The sequence below is a fragment of the Salinimicrobium tongyeongense genome (assembly GCF_026109735.1).
GTDB lineage: Bacteria > Bacteroidota > Bacteroidia > Flavobacteriales > Flavobacteriaceae > Salinimicrobium > Salinimicrobium tongyeongense.
This window is the reverse complement of record NZ_CP069620.1, coordinates 3,219,651-3,232,977: the sequence shown is the minus strand read 5'-3', so window position 1 is coordinate 3,232,977 and position 13,327 is coordinate 3,219,651. Positions and strand designations below refer to the sequence as shown.

The 13,327-nt window shown below is 41.5% G+C and carries 16 protein-coding genes; 8 read left to right on the top strand and 8 right to left on the bottom strand.

All coding sequences use genetic code 11. The features are described from left to right. Nucleotides 1-58: 58 nt before the first annotated feature. On the bottom strand, nt 59-892 hold the full coding sequence (locus tag JRG66_RS14355; protein ID WP_307726297.1) for a tRNA pseudouridine synthase A: 834 nt from the start codon (nt 890-892) through the stop codon (nt 59-61). 74 nt (nt 893-966) lie between these two features. Between JRG66_RS14355 and JRG66_RS14350 the strand changes: the two genes are divergently transcribed. From JRG66_RS14350 to JRG66_RS14340, 3 genes are all read left to right on the top strand, one after another. After that, nucleotides 967-2,052 carry an AI-2E family transporter gene (locus JRG66_RS14350; RefSeq protein ID WP_265163448.1) on the top strand — a complete coding sequence of 362 codons (1,086 nt, stop codon included), beginning with the start codon at nt 967-969 and terminating at the stop codon, nt 2,050-2,052. After that, complete coding sequence (locus JRG66_RS14345; RefSeq protein WP_265163447.1) at nt 2,053-2,877, top strand: DUF1853 family protein; 825 nt, start codon at nt 2,053-2,055, stop codon at nt 2,875-2,877. 162 nt (nt 2,878-3,039) lie between these two features. After that, the gene (locus JRG66_RS14340) at nt 3,040-4,212 is read left to right on the top strand and encodes a baeRF3 domain-containing protein (RefSeq protein WP_265163446.1); all 1,173 of its coding nucleotides are present in this window, start codon (nt 3,040-3,042) and stop codon (nt 4,210-4,212) included. A 64-nt stretch (nt 4,213-4,276) separates the two neighbouring features. On the opposite strand, the gene JRG66_RS15610 is transcribed toward JRG66_RS14340, so the two are convergent. Genes JRG66_RS15610 through JRG66_RS14330 form a run of 3 tightly spaced genes read right to left on the bottom strand, consistent with a single transcriptional unit; the run spans nt 4,277 to nt 6,010 of the window. After that, nucleotides 4,277-4,597 carry a lysophospholipid acyltransferase family protein gene (locus JRG66_RS15610; RefSeq protein WP_307726296.1) on the bottom strand — a complete coding sequence of 107 codons (321 nt, stop codon included), beginning with the start codon at nt 4,595-4,597 and terminating at the stop codon, nt 4,277-4,279. Continuing rightward, nucleotides 4,549-4,779 (bottom strand): 1-acyl-sn-glycerol-3-phosphate acyltransferase, encoded by a 231-nt coding sequence (locus JRG66_RS15605; protein WP_307726295.1) that lies wholly within the window; start codon nt 4,777-4,779, stop codon nt 4,549-4,551. The genes JRG66_RS15610 and JRG66_RS15605 overlap by 49 nt, the downstream gene beginning before the upstream one ends. A gap of 19 nt (nt 4,780-4,798) precedes the next feature. Continuing rightward, a complete protein-coding gene (locus JRG66_RS14330; protein ID WP_265163445.1) occupies nt 4,799-6,010 on the bottom strand; it encodes a proline dehydrogenase family protein in 1,212 nt (403 codons plus the stop codon). 34 nt (nt 6,011-6,044) lie between these two features. On the opposite strand from JRG66_RS14330, the gene aroB reads away from it, so the two are divergent. The 4 genes from aroB (at nt 6,045) to JRG66_RS15720 (ending at nt 9,048) form a co-directional block, all read left to right on the top strand. Then, nucleotides 6,045-7,199, top strand: a complete 1,155-nt coding sequence (gene aroB / locus JRG66_RS14325; protein WP_307726294.1) for a 3-dehydroquinate synthase — start codon at nt 6,045-6,047, stop codon at nt 7,197-7,199. Nucleotides 7,200-7,288: 89 nt separating this feature from the next. Then, a complete protein-coding gene (locus JRG66_RS14320) occupies nt 7,289-7,630 on the top strand; it encodes a hypothetical protein (protein WP_265163444.1) in 342 nt (113 codons plus the stop codon). Between the two features lie 81 nt (nt 7,631-7,711). After that, a complete protein-coding gene (locus JRG66_RS15725; protein WP_265163443.1) occupies nt 7,712-8,230 on the top strand; it encodes a helix-turn-helix domain-containing protein in 519 nt (172 codons plus the stop codon). Further along, nucleotides 8,185-9,048: an IS3 family transposase gene (locus JRG66_RS15720; RefSeq protein WP_307726326.1), complete on the top strand. Its 864-nt coding sequence runs from the start codon at nt 8,185-8,187 to the stop codon at nt 9,046-9,048. Before JRG66_RS15725 ends, JRG66_RS15720 begins: the two co-directional genes overlap by 46 nt. 75 nt (nt 9,049-9,123) lie before the next feature. Here the strand turns inward: JRG66_RS15720 and JRG66_RS14305 are convergent, their stop codons facing one another. The 4 genes from JRG66_RS14305 to JRG66_RS14290 form a co-directional block, all read right to left on the bottom strand. Further along, nucleotides 9,124-9,672 carry a type 1 glutamine amidotransferase domain-containing protein gene (locus tag JRG66_RS14305; protein ID WP_265163442.1) on the bottom strand — a complete coding sequence of 183 codons (549 nt, stop codon included), beginning with the start codon at nt 9,670-9,672 and terminating at the stop codon, nt 9,124-9,126. 107 nt (nt 9,673-9,779) lie between these two features. Continuing rightward, nucleotides 9,780-10,817 carry a YihY/virulence factor BrkB family protein gene (locus JRG66_RS14300; RefSeq protein WP_265163441.1) on the bottom strand — a complete coding sequence of 346 codons (1,038 nt, stop codon included), beginning with the start codon at nt 10,815-10,817 and terminating at the stop codon, nt 9,780-9,782. Between the two features lie 83 nt (nt 10,818-10,900). Further along, nucleotides 10,901-11,380: an Lrp/AsnC family transcriptional regulator gene (locus JRG66_RS14295; protein ID WP_228914785.1), complete on the bottom strand. Its 480-nt coding sequence runs from the start codon at nt 11,378-11,380 to the stop codon at nt 10,901-10,903. Nucleotides 11,381-11,458: 78 nt separating this feature from the next. After that, nucleotides 11,459-12,622 (bottom strand): M14 family zinc carboxypeptidase, encoded by a 1,164-nt coding sequence (locus JRG66_RS14290; RefSeq protein ID WP_265163440.1) that lies wholly within the window; start codon nt 12,620-12,622, stop codon nt 11,459-11,461. A gap of 278 nt (nt 12,623-12,900) precedes the next feature. Here JRG66_RS14290 and JRG66_RS14285 point away from each other — a divergent pair, with 278 nt between their 5' ends. Then, entirely contained in the window at nt 12,901-13,311 is a 411-nt protein-coding gene (locus JRG66_RS14285; RefSeq protein WP_265163439.1) for a helix-turn-helix domain-containing protein, read from the top strand. Nucleotides 13,312-13,327 lie beyond the last annotated feature (16 nt).

Here is a 13,327-nt window from a genome sequence, read left to right as displayed (position 1 = left end):
CTTGAATCTTGAATCTTGAATCTTGAATCTTAAATCTTGAACCTTGAACCTTGAACCTTCAGGTAAAATCCACTTTGTTCAGGATGAGCCCGCTGCCGGGGGCGATGTAGTTCACGGGCATTTTAATATTGGGGTCCAGGCTTTTTTCAAGATCGGCCAAAGAGAGTTCTCCCCTTCCCAGCTGTACCAGCGTTCCCATCATCAGCCTTATCTGGTTGCGTAAAAATCCGGTGCCGGTCACCCTTAGCAGGTAAGACCTTTCGGGAAAGAAACTCGCGGTGATTTTTGTGTTCAGTATTATTTCGCAAAATTCGATTTCCCGTTCCACTACTGTATGAGGCGTGGGTTTTGTACAAAAATTATGAAAGGAATGATGGCCTTCAAACATCCGTGCACCCTGCATCATGAGGTCAATATCCAAATCTTCAGGAAAAGTAGCCATAAGAGGTGCTGCAAACGGATGGCTTTTTCTTCCGAAGGAAAACAGATACAAATATTCTTTCTTTTTTGGATGCTGAATGATATTGAAACCGGCATCTACTTCTTTGATGCTTAAAGCCCTGATATCGGGGGGTAGATTCTGGTTGAACAGCACCAGGAAATCGGCCATATTCTCTAAAGGTTCTTTGTCTATGAACAGCTCAAAAGCCGACTCGTGGGCTGAGACCATGGCGTCGGTACGGCTGGAGCCCAATATCTTGAAGCTTAGCTCTCCCAGCACAAACCTGAGCGTTTTTTTTACCAGGCCTTCAACCGTTTTTAGTCCGGGTTGCCTTTGCCAGCCGTGCAGCCGGTATCCCAGGTACTGAATTTTTATAAGGTAGTAGTAGCGTTGCTGCTTCACAATTACAATTTGTACGAATTTAAAGATAAAACTGGTTTTGGACCCCATGAACAAGAGCTTTGTACCAAGTCTTTAACTTTTAGTTAGAACAGAATGGCTGCAGGTTTTGTATCTTCACTTTCATGGAAAAAACGATCAACTCAAAAGGGAAACAAATACTTCTTTATGTAACGCTAACTATACTGGGATTGTATTTTCTGTTTCAGGGCCTTGCAGAGGCAAGCGGTTTCTTTATTCCATTGACCACTGCGGTAGTGCTTTCTTTACTCATGATCCCACTCTGCCGAAAAATGGAAAATTCGTTTATGAATAGAATGGCCTCCTCGCTGGTGAATACTTTTATCATTTTCCTGGCTTCGGTTGGCTTTTTTGCGATCATTTCTATGCAGGTAAAAACCGTGGTTGATGACTGGCCCAAGATCAGGGAAACCATGGCACCCAAAATTGCGCAGGTAAAGGCTTTCCTGTTTGAGCACACGCCGCTGGAGGAGCAGGATCTCGAAAGTTCAGAAGATGGCGGCAGCCTTCCTTTTATGAGTTCAGACTCCAATGCCGGTCAAAAAGCAGCTTCTTTTCTCAACAGCGCCATCAGCTTTTTTGGCGACTACCTTATTACCTTTATTTACATCTTTTTCCTGCTCAACTACAGGCACAGGTTTAAAAACTTTTTGTTGTTGCTTTTCCCCGATTCCCGGCGGCATGAAGTAAAAAAAGTTATCGAAAAATCGGCTGAGGTCACGCGCAGGTACCTGGTGGGAAAGCTGATCCTCATCGGGTTCCTGGCAGTTCTGTATGCCGTTGGCCTGGGCATCTCGGGTGTGAATAATTTTATTTTAATAAGTATACTGGCCGCCGTGTTAAGCCTCCTGCCCTACATTGGTAATATTGTAGGCTTTGGGCTGGCAATGATCTTCGGGTACCTGGTATCGGGGGAAACCGGCGTACTGGTGGGCATTATCATCACCTTTGGGGTGGCACAATTTGTAGAAAGTTATATTTTGGAGCCTTATATAGTGGGAGACCAGGTAGATTTGCACCCATTTTTCGTCATTTTGGCGGTCATTATTGGGGGCATGGTGTGGGGCATTGCAGGCATGGTGCTGTCTATCCCCATCCTGGCCATTATCAACGTGGTCTTCAGCAATATTTCACCACTAAAACCCTTCGGGTTCCTGCTAAGCAAGGACGATGATGATGAAAAGGAATAAATGGAATTTACCCTAGCCGATCAATTTAAAGGCTTTTTAAGCACTTCCGAAATCTTTGCTGAAAATGCCATTTTTGACTACCCGCTCTATCGAACCTTAAAGGCCATTTCGGAAGAAAATTTTCCTGAAATCCCTGCGCCACGGGCAAGGGTGCTGGGAAAGCGCATGGAACACTTTTTTGCCTGTTATGTTTCGCATTTTACTTCGGAAGAAATCCTGCTACAGAACCAGCAGGTCATTCAGGAGAAAGAAACGCTTGGAGAAATCGATTTTTTGCTGAAAGACACTGCTTCAGAAGAAATTTTTCATATAGAACTGGTCTTCAAGTTCTATATCTACGATCCCGACACGGGTATTTCGGAAAAAGACCATTTAATTGGGCCCAACAAACGCGACAACCTGAACCGGAAACTGGAAAGGCTTCAAAAAAGGCAATTTCCGCTGCTCTTTCACGAGGCTGCTCAAAATGTGCTTCAGGCAAAAGGGATTGATGTGCAGCGGGTGGTTCAAAAAATGTGTTTTAAGGCTTCGGTTTTTCTTCCGAAGAAAATGCGGGCTTCAGCTTTAAGAAATATCAATCCTGAATGCGTGGCAGGTTTCTGGATAAAAGCTTCAGAATTCACTTTTGAAGACTATGGCCAAAATACTTTTTTTAGCCCCAAAAAGAAGTTTTGGCCGGTGCTCCCGGGGCAAAACCACAGCTGGTATTCGTTTGAAGAGATCAAAGTACAAATAGCACCGCTGCTCTCTGAAAAATTCTCTCCCCTTCTCTGGATGAAAACGCTAAATGGCAGCTACCAGAGGCTTTTTGTGGTATGGTGGTAATTCCTTAGCAGAAAATTAACGGCAAAAAGCCTTCTCATTAAGGAAAAATTATGACCAGCAGCCCTACGGCTTTTTTGGCATCTTAGTATCTTAAGTTCACATTTATGAATCGAGGAAAAATGCCTTTTTTGAAGGATTATTTCCGTAAAAAACCGACAGATCATGCCAATTTTGACAAAAGAACAATTTGAGGACTTAGCAAAATTTGACAGCAATCCCTGCGTCTCCATTTTTATCCCTACCGTGAGGGCCGGAAAAGACGTTTTGGAAGAAAAGGATAAGATCAATCTAAAAAGTCAGTGGAAAAAGGCCGTAGAGGAGTTAAAAGCAATGGGATATCCGCAGGATAAAATAGATAAAATGGGGAAACCGGTGAACGACCTGATGGATGACAGTGATTTTTGGCGGCATCAAAGCGACGGCCTGGCCCTGTTTTTGGCCGACGGTTTTTCCCGGCAGTACACTCTCCCCATTTATTTTGAGGCTTTTACCTATGTAGCCGATCATTTTTACTTAAAACCACTGGTGCCAATGTTTAATGGAGATGGCAGATTTTATTTGCTGCACCTACAGCTTGACGAGGTAAAACTGTATGAAGCCACTCAATATTCCATAGGAGAGGTGAAAATTGACGATCTCACGCCCGAAAGGCTTGAAGACCGGGTTGGCTACGATTATGAAGAAAAGAACAGCAAGCACAAAACCCAGAGAAACAGCGTGGGGGCAAACCCGCAGGGCACTTCTACCCAGCACGGCTATGAAGCTGCGACCCGCGATCGCAAAAACGAGATTCTACGCTTCTTTCGCGCGGTGGACAAAGGGATCTATGAAATTCTGCACAACGATAACGTACCCCTTATAGTGGCATGCCAGGATTCACACTTCCCAATTTACCAGGAAGCCAGCCGCTACAAGAACCTGTACCCAAAACCGGTGCCGGGAAACCCTGAAGCCGACCATGACAGTATTTTCGGGCTACATGCCGCGGCCCTTGAAACCCTTGAGCCACACTTTAGAAAAGAAAAAGACGAGAAAATGAAGCAGTTCAATGATTTGAATCCTTCCCGAACTTCCACACAGGTTTCGGAGATCATCCCTGCTATTTTTGAAGGGAAGGTTGATACGCTTTTCCTGCAAAACCGCGAAGACATCTGGGGAGATTACAATGAAAAAATGGCTTCGGTAGATGTGCATGACGAAAAAAGGAACGGCAGTATTTCCCTGATGAACCTGGCCGCTGTAAAAGTGATTCAGCAAAACGGAAAGGCTTATCTTATTGAAAGAGAGTTTATGCCAAACAAAGATTCCAAGCTAAACGCCGTTTACAGATATTAACTTTAAATAACCAGGATTGTTATAAAAAAAGCTGCCCTAAAAGATTTTTTTAGGGCAGCTTTTTTTAGGTGTAACGGGCAACTTTTCCCGTCACTTCTTTGTAGAAATCTTTGATCTTGAGAAAATCCCGATCCTTATCATCTGAAGGGAACAGAGGTTCGGAAACCTTGACGCTTTTACTTCCAAAGTCGAAAGCCACCATTACGATGGGTACTTCCGCTTTTTTTGCGATATAATAAAATCCGGTTTTCCACTCCCCTACTTTTTTTCGGGTACCTTCGGGCGCAATGGCCAGTCTAAATTCTTCTCTCTCCTTAAAGAGGCCTGCAATGGCTTCTACTTTTTCTGGCCGGGAGTTCGGTCTAAAGCCGTACCGCCCATCCACTTAAAGTACCACCCAAAAGGAGGTTTGAAAAGTTCCTTTTTAGCGACATATTTTATATCTACCCCAAGAATCCTGCGCACTAAAAGCCCCAGGTAGAAATCGTGCCAGCTGGTATGCGGCACTACGATCACAACTGCTTTTTTTAGTGCGGGGGGCCAGCTTCCGTAGAATTTCCAGCCCATTATCCTGAAATAGATGAATCTAGCCAGCCAGTTCACTCTCCCTGTTACTCTTGGTGATCTCTCCTGCCCTTCTTTTTCTTTCTTCGTAAAGCAGCCCTAATTCCCTTCCGGTTTGCCCTTTTACAGAGGTATTTTCTTCGGCCCTTCTAATAAGATAAGGCACAACTTCCTTTACCGGGCCAAAGGGCACGAGCTTGGCCACATTATAACCGGCTTCAGCAAGATTATAGCTAATGTGCTCGCTCATTCCGAAGAGCTGGGAAAACCACACCCTGTCGTCATTCTTTTCAATGCCCTTATCTTCCATAACCTGCAGGGCCAGGTAGTTGCTCATTTCGTTGTGCGTACCGATAAACACCGAAATATCTTCTATATGTGCCAGGCAGTAAGTAAGCACGCCGTTGTAATTTACATCGGTTGCTTCTTTGTTCTCACAAATGGGCGACAAATATCCCATTTTTGAAGCCCTTTCATTTTCCTTTTCAAGATATGCCCCTCGCACAACCTTGGCACCCACAATAAAGCCCTGTTCTTTGGCACGGCTGTGCAGGTCTTTAAGATACTGCATCCTGTCCCAGCGGTAGCATTGCAGCGTGTTGAAGATTATTGCCCGTTCTCGGTTGTACTTGAACATCATTTCTTCAATAAGCACATCGGCAGCATCCTGCATCCAGCTTTCTTCGGCATCGGCAAGCAATCTTACGCCCTGTTTGTACGCCTCATCGCAAATCTTGTTCACCCGGTTTTTTACTCGTTGCCACTCTTCTTCCTCTTCGAGGGAAAGGTTGGCATTGGCAGAAACTTTTTGCCAGAGTTCAAAACGGCCAATACCCGTGGGTTTAAAAACCGCAAACGGAAGCTCGTCACGTTTTGAAATAAATTTTACAATATTGGTCTTGCGTTCAATAGCCTTCTCAAATTCACTTTCTTTCTCTTTTCCTTCAACAGAATAATCGAGAATGCTGTGAAGGTTTTTGCTGTACATTTTTTCTATGGTGGGAAGGCAGTCCTTCTCGGTCACCCCGCCACAAAACTGGTTAAAAATGGTCTTTTTGATGAGCCCCTCTACCGGCAAATGTGCTTTAAGAGCAAGGTTGGTCATTGCAGTACCTGTTTTGACCAATAATGGCCGGTCAATCATCTCGAAAAGAAAGATGGCCCGGTTTAATTCTGAATCAGTTTTAAGTTTAAAAGCTGTCTCAGTATCATTAAATATCTTCTGTGTGATCATTTCTTAAAATTGGGTTTACAAAGATAATTATTGGATGGAGATAGTTAGGATTTTTCTCCTTATTTTCGAAGCCTTTAACGTGCATTTATCAAAAGGATCCATGACTAAAACCTCTACAGAATCTCCCGTACTTTTTAACCAAAAAGGTTATGACCACTTCCATGAATTTTTAAGGCAGGAAAACTTTACCAAGATCTTTGTTCTAGTAGACTCCAACACCCATGTTCACTGCCTTTCTTCGTTTCTTCAAAAGCTGGAAACCAATGTTGAAATTGAAGTTTTGGAGATTGAAGCTGGCGAAGAACACAAGACGATAGAGACCTGTAATTCCCTGTGGGAGGCTTTATCTGAATTGGGAGGCGACCGCAGGAGCCTGTTGGTGAACCTTGGCGGCGGCGTAGTGACCGATCTGGGCGGATTTGTGGCGGCAGCGTTTAAAAGAGGTATCGCCTGTGTTCACTTTCCTACTACCCTGCTCTCTATGGTTGATGCCGCGCTGGGAGGAAAAAACGGGGTGAACCTTGGGGCATTGAAGAACCAGGTGGGCATCATTAAAAAACCTGAAATGGTGGTTGTAGACATATCTTTTTTAGCAAGTCTGCCCCCAAGCGAAATGCGCAGCGGACTCGCAGAAATGCTGAAGCACGGATTAATTGCAGATGAAGATTACTGGAACAGGCTAAAATCTTTGAAAGATCTTGATCTTACCGATCTAGAAGATCTTATCAGCGAATCTATTGAGATCAAAGAAAACGTAGTTGCACAGGATCCTTATGAAAAAGGCCTGCGGAAGAGCCTGAATTTTGGCCATACGCTGGGGCACGGGATAGAATCTTATTTCTTGGAAAATCCTGAAAAGCAAAAACTGCTGCATGGAGAAGCCGTTGCGGCAGGAATGGTACTTGCAGCATACTTATCAACAGAACTGGAAGGGTTTCCGAAGGAGAAAAGGGATGATATCAATCGTATTATCACCTCAATATACGGAAAAACCGATTTTACGGAGGAAGATCAAAAAAAGATCATCGACCTGCTGAAATTTGATAAAAAAAATGAGGGGGGAAAAATAAATTTTGTTCTTTTGCGACAAATTGGAGAACCGGTCATTGATCGTGAAGTACCAAATACATTCCTTCTTGAGGCTTTCAGGTATTACCTTGCACCTCAAGAAGATGTAGACGCAGACTAAAAAACATAGTGTAAATTTTTTATTTATTTTAACGGTGGCGGAATAATGAATCCTTATTTTCGCTTAGAAGGAGGCCTTAAAACTTACTTATGAAAAGAATCATTGTTGATTACAAAAAGCTTACCCCCGAGATTTTGGGGCTACTTGTTGAAAAATATCCTGACGGATATGATGATGATCAAATCATCTCTTTTAAAAATGCAAAAAACGAAACGGTTGAAGCTGTAGAGGTAAGAACCGAAGACAGTATCTACCTTGTTAAGGTGAGCACCCGTCTTGAAAATACAATGGCAAATTATGATGAAGAAGATTATGATGATTCCGACTTCAATGAGCCTATTGTAGACCTTCCGGAGAAAAATGAAGATGTAGAGGAAGACATGGACGATATGGATGACGCTGAAGAAGACGAGGATCCTGAAGATCTTTAATCTTAAAAATAGAAACCAAAAAAAGAGGCTGCCCTAATAGAGTGCCCCCAAAAAGTTAGACACTTTATTGGGGGCATTTTTATGAGTAGAAAAATCAAACACGATTACAACTTTAAAAAGGCGGTAGTCAAAGAAGTGGTAAATGAAGGTTTATCAGCCTATGCTGTTAGCTTGAAGTACAACCTGGGTGAATCAATGGTTCGAAGATGGGTTTCCTTTTACAGAGCTCATGGGTCAAAAGGACTGAAGCCAATTAGAAACAAATATTCTCCAAAATTTAAGGTAAAGGTGATACAAAAGATGAAAGAGAATTCTTTATCTTTTCAGCAGACTTGTGTGCTCTTTAAGATTCCTTCTTCGGAAACTTTAGTGAAATGGGTAAAGGTTTATAATGAGAAAGGGCGGGAAGGTTTATCAATAGAAAATAGAGGAAGAATTAAATCTATGCCTAGAAAGCCCAAAAAACCTATGACCAGAGAGGAGCAACTCTTGGATGAGTTAGCTGATCTTAAAGCAGAAAATGCTTACCTAAAAAAGCTTCATGCCTTAGTTCAATCAGAAAAAGAGAAAGAAGAAAAACGCAAATCATCCAGGAATTAAGGCAAGAGCATGCATTAGAAAAGCTACTAAAGCATGCAGGGATGGCACGAAGCACTTTCTATTATCATTTAAAAGCCGGTAAGAATGATAAATACGAAACATTACGTGAGGAGATTAAATCTGTTTATGACTTCCACAAAGGTCGTTACGGGTATAGGAGAATCAACTTGGATCTCAGGAGGAAAGGCTATGTAATTAATCATAAGACTGTCTTTAGGCTTATGCAGGAGCTCGGGATAAGTAGCCTGATAAGGGTCAAAAAATACTCATCCTATAGAGGCTCCGAGGGGAAAATAGCGGCTAATTTACTAAAGCAAAATTTTAAAGCTGATAGGCCTAATTTGAAGTGGGCAACTGACGTCACAGAGTTTAAAGTCAAGGACAAAAAGCTCTATTTATCGCCTGTTATAGATCTCTTTAATGGAGAAGTGCTGAGTTTTACAATCTCCGAAAAACCTAATTTTAAACAGGTAATGGATATGATTAATAAGTGCAGCAAACAGAAGAAACCAGGGCTTATCCTTCATTCTGATCAAGGTTGGCAGTATCAAATGAAGCAATACCAAAATACCCTAAAGGAAAAGAACATCACACAAAGTATGTCCAGAAAAGGAAACTGCTTAGACAACGCTATAGCAGAAAACTTCTTTGGAACATTAAAATCTGAGCTGTATTATCTAAACCAATACACCTCTGTCGAGCAATTAAAACGCGATATAACAGAATACATACAATATTATAATTATGACAGGATAAGACTCAACCTAAAAGGAATGAGCCCGATACAATATCGAGCTCATATAGAAAAATCAAATTAAATTTTAAACCGTCCAACTTTTGGGGGCTAGTCCACTAAAGCAGCCTCTTTTAGTTTAAAGACTATCTGCAAAAGATCAGGCATGCTGGTCTTCGTGCTTCCCTTCTTTAACTTCTTCTATCAGCTTTGAATTAAAGGCCGGAAGATCATCGGGATTTCTACTGGTTACAAATCCTTCGTCTACCACTACTTCCTTATCAACCCAGTTTGCTCCTGCATTAACCAGGTCATCCTTTAAGGTGTGGTAGGAAGTCATTGTTCTTCCTTCTACCACTCCTGCACTAATAAGCGTCCATGGGGCGTGGCAAATAGCTGCAACAGGTTTCTTTTGCTCAAAGAAATCTTTTACAAATTTTTGAACCTCTTTATCTGTTCTCAAATTATCGGGGTTCATAACTCCGCCGGGGAGCATTAGTGCATTATAATCCTTTGCGCTTACTTCACCCACGGTTTTGTCTACGTTGTATTCTTTAGACCAGTCGGTTTTATCCCAGGCCTTGATTTTGCCCTTTTTGGGACTTACAATGTGAACTTCAAAACCTTCATCCTCCATGGCCTCTTTTGGGGAAGTCAATTCTACTTCTTCAAATCCATCTGTCGCTAAAATAGCTACCTTCTTATTCATTTCAATTAATTTTTATGTTCAACAATGATTTAAGTGAAGATAGCCACTAAGCGGGTCTTTCTGTATTAAGAAGCCTATAAAATAGGAAGGGTTAAGGTTAAATTATGCTAAGAAGAACTCCTATCATCTTCCTCTTGTTTTTTGCGTTGTTTTTGACGCTCTTCCTCTTCGTCTACGTGCGACTGCAGGGTATCGAGAATTCGTTTTTCATCTACCAGCTGCCCCCGCTTTTGTTCCAGCCTTTCCAGTTCCTGATAAATAGCAGGTTCGGCATATTCATTGGGCTCAACTTTATCTTTTTTGTGCAGGGCATACTGCACGGTAAATTCGGCTCCAAAGAACACGATAAGGCAGGTGTAATACACCCAAAGGAGGATAAGTACTACCGAAGATGCCCCGCCATAGACCGACCCGGGATTGCTCTGCCCAAAATAGAAACCGATAAGGTATTCAGCAATAAGGAAAAGACAGGTAGTGAGCATGGCACCCAGGTAGGTGGTTTTCCATTTCAATTTAACATCGGGCAGCCATTTGAAAATTGCTGCAAAAAGAGACATGATGATACCAAACGACAGGGCAAAATTTAGCACCTCCATGAGAAAAGTGGTCACTGCAGGTTCTATTGAGGCTACGTAATCTTTAATTGCCGCCAGCACTGCTGATATGACCAGTGAAATGAGAAGCAGCAGCCCAAGAACGAACACCATGCCCAAAGAAATAATGCGGTTAATGACGATACGCTTTACCGTATTTTTCTTTACGGCAATGTTCCAGATGTTGTTCATAGCCGCTTTGAGCTGAAAGAATACCCCTGTTGCCCCAAAAATTAAGAAAGCAAAGCCAAAGATCACAGCCCAGGTAGAAGATTGGTTAAGAGCAGCGTTGGCCACCATACCTTCAATGGCATCGGCCGCTTCCACCCCTATGAATTCTCCTATTTCCTGCGTAATGCGTCCCTGTACCGCCTCCTTTCCGAAGAAATATCCCGCCACCGTCACCACGATAATGAGTAAGGACGGTAACGAGAACAGCGCATAATATGCTATAGTGGCACTTCTGGCCCAGGGGTCATTCCTGTTCCAGCTAAAATATGACTGCTTTAAAAGACTCCAGAAGGAGCTTAATTTTCGTTTTACTAAGCCCATAAACAAAAGGTAGTAAGAATGAAAGTAATAAAAAAACCCTCCAGACAATTTGCAAGGAGGGTTTTTAATAAGAATTTAGTATTCTATAAGTTCTCAAAAATAGAATGCATTAGCCTTTTCTTATCGTTGATGCTTTCTTCCAGTGAAATCATGGTTTCGGTGCGGTAAACACCCTCAATATCATCAAGCTTGAAAATAATTTCTTTTGCATGCTGGGTATCCCTTGCCCTTATTTTGCAGAACACATTGAATTTGCCGGTAGTAACATGAGCTACAGTCACATAAGGGATTTCATTGATGCGTTCCAGTACAAATTTTGTCTGAGAGGTATTTTGAAGAAAAATTCCCACATAGGCTATAAAAGCATAACCCAGCTTCTCATAATTAAGCGTAAGAGAGGAACCCAGAATAATTCCGGCCTCTTCCATTTTCTTTACCCTAACATGCACCGTACCCGCCGAGATATTAAGTTTCTTAGCGATATCAGTGAATGGGGTTCGCGTATTGTCGATCAACATATTGAGGATCTGGTGATCGGTTTCATCTAATCTAAACTTTGCCATATCTAATCTTTTGAAGATTCTCCTTGTTTTTAAACGAAGTACAAAATTAATACAAAATAATTAGATTATAGATAATATTCATTTAATATGAGGCGGATTTATTGATAACTTCTCTTTATTTAACAAAATTACCTCTACTATATCGTTTTCGAGAAGTGCGGTTTCGTCCACTTTTTTCACTGCTTTACCCTCACAGTTAATTTCTAAGTGGCCAAAAAAGTCTAAATCTTCTTTTATAACCTGTACCACGGGTTCAAAATGTATGTCTCCACTTTTTATTTTTTCTGAATATTGTATCCCCACATCAACTTTTTTCCCATCAACCTGCGCATTACGAAGAATAACATCCAGAAAACTCTTCTTGTTCTCCGGAATTTCGAAGTAATCATCTTCTTTTTGCTGAAGAAAATCTCCTGAAGCAATCGCTTTCACCGCTGTAAATAATGACAAAGTAAAATACTTACGGGTGTTTTCCCGTAAATAATCCTGCTGAAAATGCCCGCATTCAAATAAAATAGTAGGCACGTGTTGCGCCTGAAAGTAATCTCCAGTGCAATTAAGGTTAAAACTGTCATCAAACCTTCCTACCTGCCCCGGAATTACCTTTTGCAGCTCGATATTCATGGCCGCAATAATTTTCATTGCCTTTATACGCACTTCAGTGACCGTTCTGGCTTCATCCATAGAAGGTGCCAGGAAAGAGAGCGTAGCAGGCAGATTTATGTCGCCTGCAGCGAAAATGGTACGTTGATCATGGAGATTAAAACAGAAATGAGGTTTAAAACCCTCAAAAGTCTTTCGCAGCACTTTGCTTTCAGGTTCCTTTATGTCTTTGGCATCGCGGTTAAGGTCTACTTTATTCACATTTTCGCGGGTGTAACGGGCTGCACCATCAGGATTAACCATTGGAAGTATCAAAATTGTACATTCCTGAAGGATTTTTTTTACCCCCTCATCATCTCCATAATCCTTCAGAAAATGAAGAAAATCTATTACGCCCTTTGTGGTGGTACTTTCATTGCCGTGCATTTGGGACCAGGCCAGGATCTTCTTTTTACCCGTACCAAAAGTTATTCCTGTAATAGGAACATTAAGGAAAGACCTTCCCAGTTCGGTGATCGTGTAATGGTCTTTTAGATCATTCAGGGCTGTTTCAAGTTTAGGCTGATCAATGTACCGTCCCTGCAATTTATCGAATTTAAACCGCTTATAATTCTTTAGGAAATCTTCAGTTGTCATCATGTTTACAAAAGTAAATAATCCAAAATTTACAATCGTAAACAATAAAAAGCAGGGGTCGTGTCTACTTATGTAAACGAGCTGTTCGCTCCTGTAACTTATGGATTAGGAATAATTCCGTTTACTTATTTTAACACGCATAATTAATTGTTTTTTAGTTACTTAAATGTTATCAACTAAACTATAAATTTAGCTTTAAAATACTATTTTTGAGAGGTATTGGTGAAACCGATTTAATTAATTACTTTTGTAAACAACCAGTTTTTTTATACTTGTTTACAATGGTAAACACCGAGGAATTTACAATTAGACTCAATAGGATCATGGAATATTATGATCTTTCAGCTGCTTCCTTTGCCGATAAAATTGATGTGGGCCGCTCCTCTATTTCACATCTTCTTTCGGGCAGAAATAAACCCAGCCTTGATTTCGTTATGAAGATCATCAATGCTTTTTCTGAAGTGGAATTGTACTGGCTGCTCAACGGGAAAGGAAGTTTTCCGAAGGAAAATCCGCCTGCAAAAATTTCGGAAAAAGAAAAAATCAGGGAAAATAAACCTGAAGTGCAGGACCTTTTTTCCTCTCCTTCCCCAATACCCGAACAGGAACATGCCGCTCCTTCCCTCTCTAAAAAGATAAAAAAGGTGGTGATTCTTTACGAGGATGGTAGTTTTGATGCTTACGAGAATTGAGAAGCATGAAAAAAGG